General features: G+C 71.5%; 9 protein-coding genes. All 9 read right to left on the reverse strand.

All coding sequences use genetic code 11. The features are described from left to right. Nucleotides 1-5: 5 nt before the first annotated feature. Genes MRBLWH11_RS02015 through MRBLWH11_RS02055 form a run of 9 tightly spaced genes read right to left on the reverse strand, consistent with a single transcriptional unit; the run spans nt 6 to nt 15,715 of the window. Nucleotides 6-4,514, reverse strand: a complete 4,509-nt coding sequence (locus tag MRBLWH11_RS02015; protein WP_341946482.1) for an FtsK/SpoIIIE domain-containing protein — start codon at nt 4,512-4,514, stop codon at nt 6-8. Nucleotides 4,515-4,572: 58 nt separating this feature from the next. After that, nucleotides 4,573-5,946, reverse strand: coding sequence for an RDD family protein (locus MRBLWH11_RS02020; protein WP_341946483.1), 1,374 nt, complete (start codon nt 5,944-5,946; stop codon nt 4,573-4,575). Nucleotide 5,947: 1 nt separating this feature from the next. Then, a complete protein-coding gene (locus MRBLWH11_RS02025) occupies nt 5,948-7,579 on the reverse strand; it encodes a serine/threonine-protein kinase (RefSeq protein WP_341946484.1) in 1,632 nt (543 codons plus the stop codon). Next, nucleotides 7,576-8,967: an FHA domain-containing protein gene (locus MRBLWH11_RS02030; protein ID WP_341946485.1), complete on the reverse strand. Its 1,392-nt coding sequence runs from the start codon at nt 8,965-8,967 to the stop codon at nt 7,576-7,578. The genes MRBLWH11_RS02025 and MRBLWH11_RS02030 overlap by 4 nt, the downstream gene beginning before the upstream one ends. Further along, nucleotides 8,967-9,782 (reverse strand): protein phosphatase 2C domain-containing protein, encoded by an 816-nt coding sequence (locus MRBLWH11_RS02035; protein ID WP_116634133.1) that lies wholly within the window; start codon nt 9,780-9,782, stop codon nt 8,967-8,969. The genes MRBLWH11_RS02030 and MRBLWH11_RS02035 overlap by 1 nt, the downstream gene beginning before the upstream one ends. Further along, nucleotides 9,779-11,086 (reverse strand): RDD family protein, encoded by a 1,308-nt coding sequence (locus tag MRBLWH11_RS02040; RefSeq protein WP_341946486.1) that lies wholly within the window; start codon nt 11,084-11,086, stop codon nt 9,779-9,781. Before MRBLWH11_RS02040 ends, MRBLWH11_RS02035 begins: the two co-directional genes overlap by 4 nt. Next, nucleotides 11,083-13,485 (reverse strand): transglutaminaseTgpA domain-containing protein, encoded by a 2,403-nt coding sequence (locus tag MRBLWH11_RS02045; RefSeq protein WP_341946487.1) that lies wholly within the window; start codon nt 13,483-13,485, stop codon nt 11,083-11,085. Before MRBLWH11_RS02045 ends, MRBLWH11_RS02040 begins: the two co-directional genes overlap by 4 nt. Beyond that, complete coding sequence (locus MRBLWH11_RS02050) at nt 13,482-14,744, reverse strand: DUF58 domain-containing protein (protein ID WP_116634130.1); 1,263 nt, start codon at nt 14,742-14,744, stop codon at nt 13,482-13,484. The genes MRBLWH11_RS02045 and MRBLWH11_RS02050 overlap by 4 nt, the downstream gene beginning before the upstream one ends. Then, nucleotides 14,744-15,715, reverse strand: coding sequence for a MoxR family ATPase (locus MRBLWH11_RS02055; RefSeq protein WP_116634129.1), 972 nt, complete (start codon nt 15,713-15,715; stop codon nt 14,744-14,746). Before MRBLWH11_RS02055 ends, MRBLWH11_RS02050 begins: the two co-directional genes overlap by 1 nt. Nucleotides 15,716-15,729: the final 14 nt, after the last annotated feature.

A 15,729-nucleotide genomic window follows, 5' to 3' on the forward strand; every position in this document is an offset into this window, starting at 1 on the left:
CGGCTCTACCCGTTCGCCGGGGCGTCGGGAACGAACGGGATCTGCATCGTGACCGTTCGCCCCGCCTGCACGAAGATGCCGCGACCGACCGGGAAGTCGGTGCGCTTGACCCGGCCGAACGGCGCCTTGAAGATCGCGTCGCCATCGTAGGTGTCGGGCTTGAGAACGATGCCCTGACGACCGGTCTTCCACTCGCCGAGCACGCCGATGCTCCCGCTGGCGCGGCTGATCTCCGCATCGGCGATCAGCATGTGGTCGCTGTTGTTCATCGCCTGCAGGAGCGCGCGCATCGGGCGGTCTGCGGGACCGTCGGCGAGGTGCGGGATGTCCTCGATCACGATCAGGATGCGACCGCCAGAGATGTCGCTGACGACGAGCTCCGTGAGCTCGGTCGCGAGATCCTTCTCCTCCTCCGGCCGGACGGCGCTCTTCACCCACGGACGGAAGTCCTTGAGCTCGGAACGGCGCGTGCCGAAGTGGTACAACCGGATGCTCGGATCGAACCGCTCCATCGCGACGACGAGGGCCTTCAGCGTGTTCGTCTTCCCCGAGGCCGGGGGACCGGAGATCACGAACGATCCGATCGGCTCGAAGCCGTGCGCGGACAGGGTGTCGTCCGCGACGCCGAACACCGGCATCCCGTCCATCTTCGTCGGCATCTCGCTCGACAGGACCATCGTCGGCAGGGCGCCGATCTCGGGAAGATCCCGCACGCCGCTCGCGCGGAGCTTCTCGCCCAGCGCGGTGAGCGCCTTGGTCTGCTCGACCACGTTCAGCGTTCCGCCGAGCACGGCGATCTGCGCCTCGTGGCCGTCGACGATCGCGCGCCCCGGTGCCGACTGCTCGTCGAGCACGTCGCGCGGGGCTCCGAGCAGCATGTACTGGCTCGGGTCCCCCATGCGGAGCACGATGCGACGCGAGATGTTCGCGGCGACCGCGCTGGGCACGGCGTTGCCGCGGTCGGCGGTGATGACCGTGTGCACGCCCAGCGTGCGGCCCTCGCCCAGGATGCGCATGAACATGCGGTAGAACGCGTTGCGACCCGCCGTGACCTCCCAGTCCTTCTTGAACTCGGGGTAGTTGTCGATCAGGAGCAGGATGCGCGGCATCCGCGGATCCCGCAGCTCGCGATACTCCTGCACGGACGCGGCACTGGCCGCCGAGAACGCGGCGGCACGTCGGTCCATCTCGCCGTCGAGCGTGCGCAGCAGACGCTGGATGCGCTCGACATCGGCGCCGTCGACGACCGATCCGACGTGCGGAAGCGACGCGAGCGCACCGAGTGCACCGGAGGCGAAATCGAGGCAGTAGACCTGCACGCGCCCGAGGTCCGGTCGCATGCCGGCCGCCGTCGCGATCGTCTTGAGCACGGTCGATTTGCCCGACCCCGATGTCCCGTAGATCACAAGCGAGCCGTCGCGGTCGGGGGCGAACACCGCCGACTGCTGCAGCTGCTTCTCCGGCACGTCGACGAGCGCGAGCGGGATGCGCGTGTCGCCCTCGTTCGGCAGGTCGTGCAGATCCACGAGCGGCGCCAGGTCGTCGAGCCACGGACGGCGCGGGCGCGGCAGGGCCGCGGCCTCGCTCGCCCGGATCAGCGTCGACACGATCCGCTTCTGGTCGTTGGGACCGAGGTCGGCCTCGTGGGCGTCGGAGTCGGCCGGAACATCCGGCTCCCACTCCGCGGCGGAGCCGAAGCGCAGCGGCGCCACACGCACCTCGGCAGCGGCACCGTCGTCCTCCGTGGTCCAGCCGCCCGCGTACGCCGACTGGAACGGCACGAGGCGTCCCGGTCCGGTCTTCGCGATCGCGCGGCCGGGGATGGTCGCGGGGAAGGTCGCGGCGACGCCGTCGTCGACGACGTCTCGCGAGTCCGCCTCGTCGGCCATGCGGAGGGCGATGCGGAGGTTGGTGTTGGCGCGCAGATTGTCCTTGATGACGCCGGCCGGTCGCTGGGTCGCCATGATCAGATGGATGCCGAGCGAACGGCCGCGCTGGGCGATGTCGACGACACCGTCGACGAACTCCGGCATCTCGGATGCCAGGGCGGCGAACTCGTCGATCACCAGGACGAGCGCCGGCGGGACCTCGGGATCCTGCCGCTTCTCGAGTTCGAGCAGGTCCTTCGCCTTCTTGCGGTTCAGCAGGTGCTCGCGGTGCTGCAGCTCGGCCCGGAGGCTCGTCAGGGCGCGCCGGACGAGGTGCGGGCTCAGGTCGGTCACGAGTCCGACGCAGTGGGGCAGCTCGACGCAGTCGGCGAACGCCGACCCGCCCTTGTAGTCGACGAACAGGAAGGTGACGCGGTCGGGGCTGTGCGCAGCCGCCATGCCGAGTACCCAGGCCTGCAGGAACTCGGACTTTCCGGCACCCGTCGTTCCGCCGACGAGCGCGTGCGGTCCCTGGGTGCGCAGGTCGAGCGCCATGGCGTCGCTCGCGCCCTGCCCGATGATCGCGCGCAGCGTGCTCGCCTTCTTCAGGCGCGGCCTCGGGTTCGTCGAGCGGTCGACGATCGTGTTGTTCTGCCGCCAGCGCTCGATCACGACGTTCGGATCCTCGGCGATCGCCGGGTCGACGAGCTGCAGGAACATCACGGCGCCCGGGATGTCGGACGAGTCGTGCACGGCCGTGCTGGCATCCAGCACGGGTGCCAGGCGTCGCGCGAGCATGTGCATGTAGGCGTTGGACACACCCTCGACCCGCACGTGCTCGAAGTACTCGCCGTTGCGGACGAGGCCGACCCGCGCGTCCTCGAGACCCGTGGTGACGTCGATGTAGCTGCGGCACACGGCCGGCAGGGACTCCACGGTCGGCGACACGAAGACGGCGTGCACGCCGTGATCCGCGCCCCGCTCGAGGACATCGGTGAGCCGGCCGCGATCGACCGGAGCGTCGCCGCTCACGAACACGATGACGGACAGCGGCGGTGTGCCCTGGTGGTCACCGGCCGCACGCGAGACGTCGGTGCCGTAGAGGAGCGGATTCCACTCCTCCTTGAACGGTCCGCGCGGCTCGCCGCGCCCTTCGCCGGCTCGCTGCACGTACTCCTCGAGGCTGCTCAGCAGGGCGGCGCTCGTCGGAGCGGAATCGGCGAGCGCCATGTCGCGGAACGGGCTCTTCTCGCTGGAGGTGTGCGGCATCCACTTGAGCCAGTCCAGCTCGGGTGTCCAGGCCGAATCGGCGAACGCCACGGCCACCACGTCGTTCGGTGCGTGCAGCCCGAGCAGCTGCACGGCGACGCCGCGCATCGTGTCGGCTACGGGACCCTGCGGGCCCGCGATGCCGATGGATCCGGCATCCGCCATCGTGTCGAACACCGGCACGTCGTCGACGAACTCGTAGCGCTCGCGCAGCCGGTCGACGCGATCGATGAACTCCGGCAGACCGTCGGGCACCTCGGCATCGTCGATCTTGTTGCGCGCAGGGAGCCGGCAGCTGCCGAGCCGCAGGCCGAGGAAGTTCCAGTGCTCCGGCCGCCGCGTCCACAGCATCGGTCCGAGCCGCATCGCGTGGTCGTAGATCTCCGCGACGGGCGGGGCCTCGGCGTTGCGGGCCTGCTCCTCCTCGGGCTTGCCCCGGAAGAAGTCCTCTTCGAGCTGCTCGTACTGCCGCTCGAAGAGCAGCACCTCGTGATTCTCGCTCTTCTTGCTCTGCGCCGCCTGGTTGATGATGTTGCCGAAGGCCATCAGCGGCGTCATCACGATCATCAGCAGGGATCGCGGGTTCTCGTTGAGCGCGTAGAGCGCCAAACCCATCAGGATCGGGGCGATCATGATCGGCCACGGGAACAGCTTGCCGATCTTCTCGGTGGGCAGCCGCGGCACCTTGAAGAGCGTTCCCGGGAAGCGCACCTCGACGCGAGGGCTGCGGTTGAAGAGCAGACCGCCGCCGCGCTCGATGATCGGCTCCTCGGTCGCCGAGCCGTCGAAGGAGCGTGCGAGGCGCAGCACGAGGGTCGTGCCGCCGATGATGAAGGGCTCGCCCTCCTCGATCCGCACGCGCTGCACCGCGACGCCGTCGACGAGCACGCCGTTGGCGGAGTTCAGGTCCACGACCTCGATGTGCGTGCCGACCTCGAGTCGCGCATGGCGCTTGGAGACCATCGGATCCGCGAGGACGACGTCGTTGCCCGCGTCGCGACCGAGGAAGACATGGCCGGAGGAGATCGGGAACTCCTGGCCCGCGAGCGCCCCCGACGTCGCGAGCAGCACCCCGGCGACATCGCGCTGTCCCGCGAAGGAGTAGTCGGGACCGTAGTTGACGATGGATGCCGCGAAGCCGGAGCCGATCGGCGCCTCGCCGATCGGGACGTCGGGCTGCAGGGGCACGAGCCGCTCGGCGTTCGGAGGCGCGACCGCGAGAGTGAGCACATCGCCCTCGGCCACGGGGACCGACCGGGTCGGGTCCGCCGCGGCGACGTGACGGGCCACGTCAGCGGCGGTGGCGGTGGAGTCCGTCGTGATCACGATGTCGACGGGCTCGCCCTCCTGACGGTGCAGGGTCAGCTTCAGCCTCATTCGTCTCCCCCAATGCCGCTGGACTCGCCGGCGACCATCATCGTTCGTCCATGCTCGCTCACGCGCGGACCACCGCGGCCACGCGATCGCCGAGGCGGATCATGTCGCCGTCCACCGTCTGCACGGGTGTGCCGGCGGCGACGCCGTACTCGGTGCCGCCGCGGATCAGGCCCGACCCGTTCGTCGACCGGCAGTCGACGATCTCGAGGCCGCCGTCGATCGGGCGCACCAGCATGTGCGTCTTGGACAGCGACCGGCTGTCGTCGACCAGCGCGATCGGACGAGCGCCGGGATGCTCCGTCGCATCCGGGTTGCGTCCGAGGAGCACGGGTTCGGTGATCAGGATGCTCTCGCCCGTGTCGAAGCGCAGTCCGTAGCGGGCGGCGGGCGCGGGGACGGCCGGCGCGGGCGGCGCGGCCGGCGTGGCGGGCGGCGTCGCAGCGACGGGCGGCGCCGGAGCGGCGACCGGCTCGGGTGCCGGCTGCGGCACGGGCGCAGGAGCCGGCGCCGGAGCAGGCACAGGAGCCGGCTGCGGCGCCGGCGCCGCGCTCGAGAGGTCCGCGCGGACCACGCGGTCCCCCTCGGGGATGCGGTATCCACCGAGCACCGGCTTTCCCGCCTCACCGGGGCCGACGTCGACGACGGGCGCAGCGGGCAGGCCGACAGACGGACGCTCGTGGGCCTCGTACGGGCGCGCGACGCCGAGCACGCCCGCGCTGACCCGGCTTCCGGGCCGGTACGAGGGCTGAGCGGCCGGGTCGATCGGCGTGGCGAGAGACGGCAGGGCGGAGCGCTCCGGTGTCGGCTCGGCCTTCACGACCTTGCGGGCGACGCGCATCCGCTTCTCATCGAAGGGGTTGAGACCCTTGCGCACGTCGACGAGCCAGATCTTCAAGGCCTTGTCGTGCAGTCCGCGACCGCGGCCCTCGGGGTCGAACGTCGGGGAGGCGAGGATGACCGCGGGGCCCAGCACCGGAACGATGCCGGCGACCACGACGAGGAGGAACCGCAGCAGGACCGCGCCGACCTTCGGTCGCTCCAGCGTCACCACGTTGATGCTGCGCAGGCCCATGAACCCCTTGCCGATGGTCCGCCCCTTGAGCCCGTGCAGGATCAGCTGGACGATGAGGAAGATCAGACTGAGCAGCGTCGACGCCGCCGCCATGACCACGGCACGGACGAAGTCGGGGTGGTTGACGAACCCGTACGACGAGATCGCCCCGCTCGCGAGCTTGAGCACCAGCGGGATCGCTCCGATCCAGAGGGGCAGCTGCAGCAGCATCCAGATCGCGACGTCGATCACGGCCGCGAGAGCGCGCCGCCCGAAGGGAGCGCGCAGAAGGCCGAGCGCCGCGGCGTACGCGGGGTCGGGGCGTCCCTGAGCGTCGAGTCCCTCGATCGTCTGCTTCTGCTCGTCGATTTCCCAGATCATGTCAGTCGACGCACCCCCGCGCCGGCTCGGACACCCGTCCGTCGTCGCGGCGCAGCATGACGTCGATGCAGACCGTACCCGCGGTCGCCGGCACCTGTGCGGCCGGCGTCTCGGACTGCTGCGGATCGACCTGACCGGAGACGTCGACGAGGCTCCAGATGAACGTGTCGCCGTCCTGCGGATCCTTGTTGACCCACGTGAACGCGATGAGATCGCCCTGACGCGTGCCGCTCAGCTCCGCGACCTTCGGGACGAAGTCCGACACGACGTCCTGCGGCTCGGCGGTCTCCGTCGTCTCCACCGGAGTCTCGATGCCGGCGACCAGCACGTTCAGTCCGACGATGGTCCCCACGACGACCAGGACGGCGGCGGCGGCCGACAGCGCGATCCACAGTCCGCGCCGACTGCGCGGCGTCGCCGGGGTCGGAGCATCGCCGACGGGAGCGGCGGGAGCGGCAGCCTGCGGCGCCGGGGCAGCGGATGCCGCGGGCAGCGGCGCGACCACCATCGGCGGGCGGGCGATCGTCCGATCGTCCGGCTCGGGCTGCGCGCTCGCGGTCGGGACCCGCATCTGGGTCGCCTCGTCGACGGCGTCCACCCGGGGCGGCGAGTCGAAGCGCGGCACCTCGGGAAGGCCCGGCAGGGCGCTCTTCGGCTGCGTGGCCGCGGAGGGGCGCGTGAAGGCTGCGACATCCGGATCGATGCTGACGATCTCCCGCACGCGGGTGAGACCGTCGCCGTCGTCGTCCAGATCCTCCGCGGTCGGGTGGTCGTCGACGATGTCGATCGGCGTCACCGAGTGCGAGAGCTCGATCTGCACCTTCTGCAGCGCGCGCGCGAAGGCGACCGCGCTGGGGTAGCGGTCATCGGGGTTCTTCGCCATCGCGCGCTCGAGCACGCGCTGCAGGCTCTCCGGGGAGTCCGGACGCCCGAGCGACGTGAGGGCCGCGCGCTCGATCCGCTCGATGAGGTCGGCGCTGGAGTTGCGCTCACCGGGCCGCTCGAAGGGCGAGCGTCCGGCGAGCAGGGTGTAGATCGTCGCGCCGAGAGCCCACACGTCGGTGCGCGGGCCGCTCGACGGCGACTCGGCGAACGACTCGGGCGGCGACCACGGGATCGACATGCCGGATGCCTCGCCGGTGGCGCCGGTCGTCGAGGCGATGCCGAAGTCGGTCAGCGCCGGTCGGTTGTACGCCGTGACGAGGATGTTGGCCGGCTTGATGTCGCGGTGCAGCACGCCGGCGCGGTGCGCGGTCTCGACCGCACCGGCGACCTGCACGCCGACGCGCAGCGCCTCGGCCACCGAGAACGACTCGCGGCGCGCGCGCAGCTGGAGGTTCGGCCGGGGGCAGTACTCCATGACGAGGTACGGCCGACCGTCGCCCGCGACGCCCGCCTGATAGATCGTGACGATCGCGGGATGCGTCGACAGCATCGCCATGACGTTCGCCTCATCGGCGAACTCCTGCGCGGCGCCGCTCGAGATCCGATCGGCGAGCAGCACCTTGACCGCCACCTGGCGACGCGGCATCTCCTGCTCGTACAGGAAGACGTCGGCGAAGCCGCCCGTGCCGAGCGGTTCGAGGTAGCGGAACCCGGGGAGCTGGGGAGGTGGAGAGGGAGGACGACTCACGGCAGGTCCTCGAACGCGACTTTCACGCCGTCGCCGAGATCCACCACGTCGCCGGACAGCACGAGCGTCTGCTCCCCGGGGTGCAGGCGGATCGGGTCGGCGCCGGGCCGCAGCAGGGTCGACCCGTTCGTGGTGTGCAGGTCGATGACGACGACGGTGTCGCCCTCCGGCCTGATCTCGAGGTGGCTGCGGGAGATGTCCTGCTGCGGGCTCTCGACGGCGATGAGATGCGGGAGGTTCGCGCCGCTGGCCCGCGTCGAGCGCGGACGGCGACCGATGATGACCGTGCGATCGAGCGCGACGACCTGGCCCGTGGACACGCGGATCCGACCGGTCGCCCCTGCCGCGACGCTCTCCACCGGGATCACCGCGGTCGCCACGTCGTCGGCGACCGGAGGCTGCTGACGCATGGCTCGCAGCTCCGCCGCGGAGATGGTCGCCCCGTCGTGGTCGCCCTGGATCGCGGCCGGGATCACCGGGGCTGCGGCGGCCGGCGCGGAGTGCACCGTGGCACCCCAGAGCTGGTCGAAGTCCTCGGTGGACGGCGCGAGCGTGACCTCGGTCGGCACGATCGTGGCGCCGTCGACCGCCGGTGCCGCTTCCGGCTCGGCGACCGGCTCGCTCGGCTCGTCGCCGGGTGCCTCGGGGACACCCTCCACGACCGGCTCTGCCTCGGCATCCGGCTCTGACTCGGCCTCTTCCTCGACCGGCGACTCCGCCTCGACGGGTGCGGGCGGAGCATCCGTCACCAGGGGCTCGACGTCGATCGGCGCGGGCGCGGGGAGCGCGTCCGGCGCGGAGTCGACGGATGCCGCCGCCGGAACGGCCGCGGCGAAGTTCGCGATCGACGGACCCGGGGTGCCGGTCAGGGCGGCGGCGGACGCGCCCGCCTCCTCGATCTCGATGATCGGGACCGGTCCGAGGACGCCCGTGAGCGGACGGTCGTCGCCGGACTCGAGCTCCGCGCTCACGGCCGCGGCGCGCACGACGCCGCTCTGCACGGGAAGCGCGGCCTCGCTCTCCACGGCCTCGACCGTGACCTCGACGCGCGATGCGCCGCCCACGAAGCGCTCGCTCCACGTCGTGACCTCGGCGCCGGAGAACTCGCGCGACTCGGTGCCCGAGCTCACGCGGGCGCTGACGCCACCGCGCAGCGCGATGCGGATGTCGGTCCCTTCGGCCACGGCGGCCACGAACGGAGGAAGCGAGGTGAAGTCCCCGCCGGCACGCGCGGTGAGGACGTCGACGACCGTCGCGAGCGTCTTGCTCTCCGGCATCCGCTCCCACAGCCGCGCCACGACATCTCCCGGCACATCCGGCGGCAGCGCCACGAGGGCGCCCGGCATCACGATCAGGTACCACTGTCCCGGTCGGTAGATCGTCTGCATCAGCGAACCCCTCCTGCTGCGGCCTCACGCGGACGCGTGTCCATGTCGATGTCCGAGTCCGTCTCCAGGAGCGTCCCCGGTCGCGAGGCGACCGAGACCGCATCCACGACGACCACGGTGATGTTGTCCCTGCCTCCGGCGGTGACGGCGTCGTCGACGAGCATGTCGGCCGCCTTCTGCGGGTCGGGGGTGTTCTGCAGCACCTCGCGGATCCGGGCGTCGGAGACCTCGGACGTGAGCCCGTCGGAGCAGACCATGATCCGGTCGCCGAGCTCGGCGGGGAACAGCCAGTAGTCGGCGTCTCCCGTGCTGCTGGCCCCGATGGCCCGGGTGATGATGTTGCGCCGCCGATCGGTCGCGGCATCCTCGACGGTGATCTCGCCCGCCTCGATCAGCTCCTGCACGACCGAGTGGTCCACGCTGATCTGCTCGAGCTCTCCGTCGGCCAGGCGATAGGTGCGCGAGTCGCCGATGTTGACGGCCAGCCAGTAGCCCATGCCGTCGACCGAGGCGATCACGACGCCGCTGAGCGTGGTGCCGGCGCGGCCGTTGCCCGAGGTCGACAGCTCCTCGACGCTCGCCCTGGCCCGTGACAGGGCCAGCCGCACGTCGTCGAGCTCGAGCGACGCGCGTCCGACGGAGCTCGAGAACTCCGCGATGACCGCCGCGCTCGCGCGCTCCCCCGCCTCGTGACCGCCCATGCCGTCGGCGACCACGAACACCGGGGCGCTCGCGAGGTGCGCGTCCTCGTTCAGGGCTCGGCGAAGACCGGGGTGCGTCGCCGACCCCGTCGAGACGATGAGCGCGGGCCTCACGCGTAGCCGCCGATCGTGACGATGCGGTCGCCGATCTCGATGGCGTCGCCCAGGCGCACCGGGACGCGCTGTCCGGCGGGGCACGCGATCCGCTGCCCGTCGCGGACGAGCGTCATCCCGTTCGTGGAGTGCCGATCCAGCACCCAGCCGCCGGACGACTCCGCCGCCGCCTCGAAATGCGTCTTCGAGAGCGAGAGGGTCTCGTCGCGCACGGGCACGACGACCGCGCCGTCCTCGGCTGCGGGGTTCCGACCGAAGATCGTGCGCCGCGACACCGAGACGCGGGTCCCGTCGTCCCAGGTGAACACGAGACGGTGCCCGGGGATGCTGATCCGGGTGTCCTCGATGTCCTCGGGCTCGGCGACGAGCGCGGGCGCGGGCACGGGCGGCACGACGGGCGCGGGCGGTGCCGGCGGGACCTCCGCCACGGACGGGGCCGGCGGCACGGGCGGTGCGGCTGCGGGCGGCACCGCGGGAGCCGGCGGTGCGACGGGTCGCGCCGGGGAGTAGCCCTGCACGGTCGCGTCGAGCTCGGACACGGCCTCCGGCTGCGGGGCGGGCGTCACGCGAGGCGGCGGAGCATCCTGGGTGATGCCCGGGACGAAGGCGATCAGCGAGCCGTCATCGGATGCCGGGGCCGCAGGACGCGACACCGACGCCGGGATCACGGGCTGCACGGGGAACGCCGGCGCCGCGGGAAGCGACGGGGCGACCACCGGCTGCGCGGGAGCCGGTGTCACGGGCTGCGCCGTCGGATGCGGGATGCCGGGGATCGCCGGGGCGGCGGGGCGCGGCGGCTCCGCCGAGAGCCCGGGCGCGATGGCAGCGGCAGCGGAGCCAGCGGTCGGTGCCGATGCTCGTGCATCGAGCATCAGGGAGCCGGCGACCTTGTCGTGCCAGCCCTGGAAGCGGCCGGACCCGTCGAACAGCGGCGTGAAGTAGCCCACCACGATCGAGCCGGCCAGGCCGAAGATGATGTTGCGCAGCAGCGTGCGACCGAAGCCCAGCGGGCCCTGATCCTTGGCGGAGACGAGGCGCAGACCCTGCGCGCGCATGCCGATGGATCCGTTGCCCGCCTGCATGAGCGTGTAGACGACGAACCAGCCGAGCAGCAGCAGCGAGACGATCGGTCCGCCGATGAGCAGCGTGGTCAGCATGCCCTCGAGGCCGCCCGCGAGGCTGGCGGTGATGAGCAGCGCGCCGCCGAGCACCACGGAGAGGCCTGCCGCGATGAGCGCGTCGATGAGATAGCCGATCGCGCGGCGGGAGATCGGCGCGATCTGTGCGAACGCGGGCTGCGTCATGGTGTCTCGCTCTCGGGTGCGGCGGGCGTGCTGGTGCTGCTGCTCTCGATCGTGCCAGGTTCGCGCCGCACGCGCGCGGTCGCCGCCTCACGGAGTCCCTGGAGACCGGTCGAGAGGGCACTGCCGCCCAGCAGCGACCGGAGGCTCAGCCGGGCCTTCGTGCGCTTCCAGAACCCGGCGTCCTCCCCCAGGCCGCCGACGATCGTGTCGACCTCGCTCCAGAACGCCTCGACGTCCTCGGGCGTCGGGTCGGTGGGTCCGAAGACGTCGGCGTCGGCACGGTGCGCGAGGTCCGCGACACGCGGCACGGCGAGCGTCGCCACCACGGCGGCGGCCTCCTCCGGCCGCGTCCCGCCCGGTGTCAGGCGTGCGCCGTAGTCGACGGCGCGGTCCGTGAGCTCGTCCCAACCGCCGCTGATCCGGTCGGCGGTGCGAGCGGCGGCGCGGCGCGAGCGGCGCTTGGCGGCCTTCCACGCCCCGATCACGATGAACGGCGACATCAGCAGCGCGATGATCCCGAGCGAGATCCCGCCGATCAGCAGAATCGCGCCGATGATGCCGGCGAGGTTGAGGTTCTCATCCTCCGACTCGCGGTCATCCGGCAGTGTCGGGGGCAGGTCGACGGGCTCCTGCGGAGGAGGCGGCGGCTGCAGCACCTGCGGCTTCGGGTCGACGCGCGGCTTGGTGTTCTGGTCGTTGGGGACCTGGTCCTCGGGCGGCGTCGGATTGAACGGAAGCCAGCCGAACCCCTTGAAGTTGACCTCGACCCAGGCGTGCACGTTGTCGCCGGTCGCGGTGAAGACGGGCTCGCCGTCCTGCTCGTCGTCGGGGTAGTAGCCCATGACGACGCGGACGGGGATGCCGATCTCACCGGCGAGGAGCGCCATGGCGACGGCGTACTGCTCGTCGTCGCCGATCATCTGGTCGCCGCCGATGAGCGTGGTGATGCGTTCGGACGTGTGGCCAGCGCGGGACAGCACCTCGCCCTCGAGCCCGTGACTGAAGAAGCCGCCCTCCGCGAGGAAGGTCTCGAGCGCGCGCACCTGCTCGATCGGCGACTCCGCGCTCGACACCGTCTCCGCCGCGAGCGCGGTGAGCTCCTCCGGCACGTTGCTCTGCTTCGGCAGCGTGACCGTTCCGAAGTCCACGTCGGCCAGCCGGTCGTCATCGGGCATGTTCGGGATGACGGCGTCGACCGAGTACTCGTCGCCCTTGCGCAGCTTCGGGGTCGCGACGGCGGTCCCGGTCGCGGTGTTGACGTAGGTTCCGCGGCGCAGCTCCTCGGCGCGGTCGCCGGTGAAGCGGATCTCGGACAGCACCCCGGCCGTCGGCATCCACACGGCGTCGTAGTCGTCGACCGCGATGTTGAGCGTCACGGGCACGCCCTCGGCGTCCGGGGACATGTTGGAGCGCAGCGGCGAGAAGGCACTCGAAGAGGTCGGTCCGCCGTCGGTGACGTTGTAGACCATGCCGTCGTACTGGTCCATGACGGCGGTGCGGATGCGCGCTCCCTTGGGGAGCCCCTGCACCGTGAAGAGCGTCTCGTCGACCTCGTCGCGCACGTTCTTGCGGAACGCCTGGAGCGGGCTCGGGTAGTCGCGGATGTTGAACGGCGGGATGATCACGTCGCGGAACACGTGCCGGGGCTCGGTCGGAGCGGCGATCGCGCTGGTCGCGACGCCCGCGCCGCCGGCCACGGCGAGCACCGCGACGCCGGCGAGCAGTCGACGCAGGCGCATGTGCGCGGCGCGCGAGGGATCGACCTCGCTGACCGAGACGGCCATGTTCTGCGGGGCCCAGATCTGACGGAGGGCGAGCCAGGCGATGCTGACGATCGCGAAGACGAGACCCTGCACGATCGGGAACGCCGGCTGCGGGGTGCCGAGCGCGATGACGAGCATCAGCGCCGCGCCGGCGGGCAGCAGCGCCCATGCCACCTGCGGCAGCCGCAGGGCGAGGGATGCCGTGACGGTCGTGACCACGAGCGCCAGCAGGAACGGGACGATCAGATGTCCGTCGGCCGCGGCGACGGGCGCCACGGTCGTGAGGAGCTGCTTCCAGGCCGTGACCGTTCCCACGGCCAGTCGCTGCAGCGTGTCGAGGGTCGGGATGACGCCGACGATCGCGGTGTGCGGGAGGGCGAATGCGCCGCCGAACACGAAGTAGGCGGCCACGGTGAGACCGGCGATGAGGAGGATGCCCCAGCGACGCCAGGCCGCGACGCCCGCGATCGCGAGGCCGATGACGATGCCGCCGACGACGGCGGGGATGAACGACGGGCCCGCGAACGTCGGCCAGAAGCCGACGAGCGCGACGGCGACGAGCAGAGCGGTCGCACCGAGGTCGAGGCCCCAGCGGCGCACGGAGATCGCAGCGGGTTCGGTGGCTGGCGCTGTCATGCGAGGACCTTCTGCAGGGCGAGCGGGATCTGGTCGAGCGCGCCGATCGTGACGACGTCGGCGTCGCCGATGCGGCGCAGAGCCGGGGCCTGAGCGGACGTGTCGGCGACGACCGCGAGCGCGCGAGCCCCGAACGGCAGACGTGAGCAGGCCAACCGCAGGTCGTCGGAGCGTACCTTCGATCCGCACACCAGCACCACGACGCTCGCCAGCGGCATCGTGGCGGAGAGGACACCGGCGAGTTCGGCGATGCCGCCGTCGCGCGGCTTGCTGTTCTCGACCGCCGACAACGAGTCGAGCAGCTGCTTGCCGGTTCCGGCGGGCAGCTCGCGTCCCTGCACGCGCATGTCCACGCGCTGCGAGTCGCGGAGCGCGCGGAGGCCGATCGAACCCGCCGCCGAGATCGCGAGCTCGAAGTCGTCGGCCGAGGCGTAGTCGCCACTCGATCGCGACAGGCCGATCACGAAGTGCGACCGGCGGGTCTCCTCGTACTGACGGACCATCATCGTGCCGGTGCGGGCCGTGGACTTCCAGTGCACGTGGCGCAGGTCGTCACCCGGCTGGTACTCGAGGAGGGCGTGGAACGACACGTCGTCGCGGGACAGGTCGGCGGCGGGCATGCCCTCGAGGTCGCGCAGGTAGCCGAGCGACTGCCCGTCGAACAGCACGGTGCGCGGGTGGACGAACAGATCGACCGGCTCGTCGCGCCGATGCGCACGCTCGAACAGGCCGAGCGGATCGCCGCGCACGACGCTGACCGGACCGACCTTCACCACGCCGCGCTTCTGCGTGGGGATCGCGAAGAGCTCCTCCGCCTCCTCGCCGGGGGCGAGACGCTGGATGCCGAACTCGCCGCGCCCGGAGCCGACCGGGAGCACGATGCGCGACGGGAGGATGGCTCGCGTGCCGCGGTTGGCCAGGGTCAGCGCGCCGACCGCGCGCTCGCCCACGACCACGCGCGTGCGCGCGAGGTCGAGCGACACGTCGTAGGCGGTGCGCCCGATCAGGAAGAGGGCGCAGAGCGCCACCGTGATCGCGATGACGATCGCGGCGACCGTGAACTCCGACCAGCCGGCGATGCGCCCGAGGATCCAGAAGCCGACGGCGAGGGCCATCAGCACCCAGGCGAGCGGACGGATGGCCGAGGCGATGATGCGGAGACGTGTCAGGACGCGCGCGCCGATGACGGCCGCGACGTCACGCCAGCCGGCGTCGCGATCCGTCTGCGCCGCCGGCGCCGAGAGTGCCTCCGTGGTCATCAGGCCGCCGTTCGCGCCTGGGGTGCGGCGATCCCGTCGAGCACGCGGGCGATCACGGTGTCGCTGCTGGTACCGGCGAACTCGGCCTCGGCGTCGAGGAGCAGACGGTGCTGCCACACCGGCCGTGCGAGGGCCTTGATGTCGTCGGGCAGCACGAAGTGACGGCCGTGCGCTGCCGCCCAGACCTTCGCGATGCGGATCATGGCGATCGCGCCGCGCACCGAGACGCCCAGGCGGATCGCGGAGTCGTTGCGGGTGGCCTCGGAGAGCTCCGCCACGTAGCGGAGCACGGCGGGCTCGACGTGCACGGATGCCGCGAGGTCGGCCATGTCGGCGACCGCGCTCGTCGTGATGATCGCGCCCAGGCCGGCCGACGGGTTGCGATCGGATGCTCCGGCCAGGATGCTCTCGGTCACCGCGAGGTCGGGGTAGCCGATCGACGTCTTGATGAGGAAGCGGTCGAGCTGCGCCTCGGGCAGCTTGTACGTTCCGGCCTGCTCGATCGGGTTCTGCGTCGCGATCACGAGGAACGGGCGTCCGGTCTCGTGCGTGACGCCGTCGACCGTGACCCGGGATTCCTCCATGACCTCGAGCAGCGCGGACTGCGTCTTCGGCGAGGCGCGGTTGATCTCGTCGGCGAGCACGATCGACGCGAAGATCGGCCCCTTGTGGAACTCGAAGCGGTGCGACTGCTGGTCGTAGATCGTGACGCCGGTGACGTCGGACGGCAGCAGGTCGGGCGTGAACTGGATGCGGGCGCTCGTGCCCTGCACGGTCGCGGCCAGCGCCTTGGCGAGGCTGGTCTTCCCTGTTCCGGGGGCGTCCTCGAGGAGGACGTGCCCCTCGGCGAGCATCGACGCCAGCACGAGGCCGACGATCTCGCGCTTGCCCTGCACGGCCTTGTCGATGTTGTCCACGAGGCGCGTGAAGGTTCCCTGGAACCAGGCGGCCTGTTCGGGGGTCATGCTCATGTGGGTTCTGCTTC

It is taken from the genome of Microbacterium sp. LWH11-1.2 (assembly GCF_038397745.1).
GTDB lineage: Bacteria > Actinomycetota > Actinomycetes > Actinomycetales > Microbacteriaceae > Microbacterium.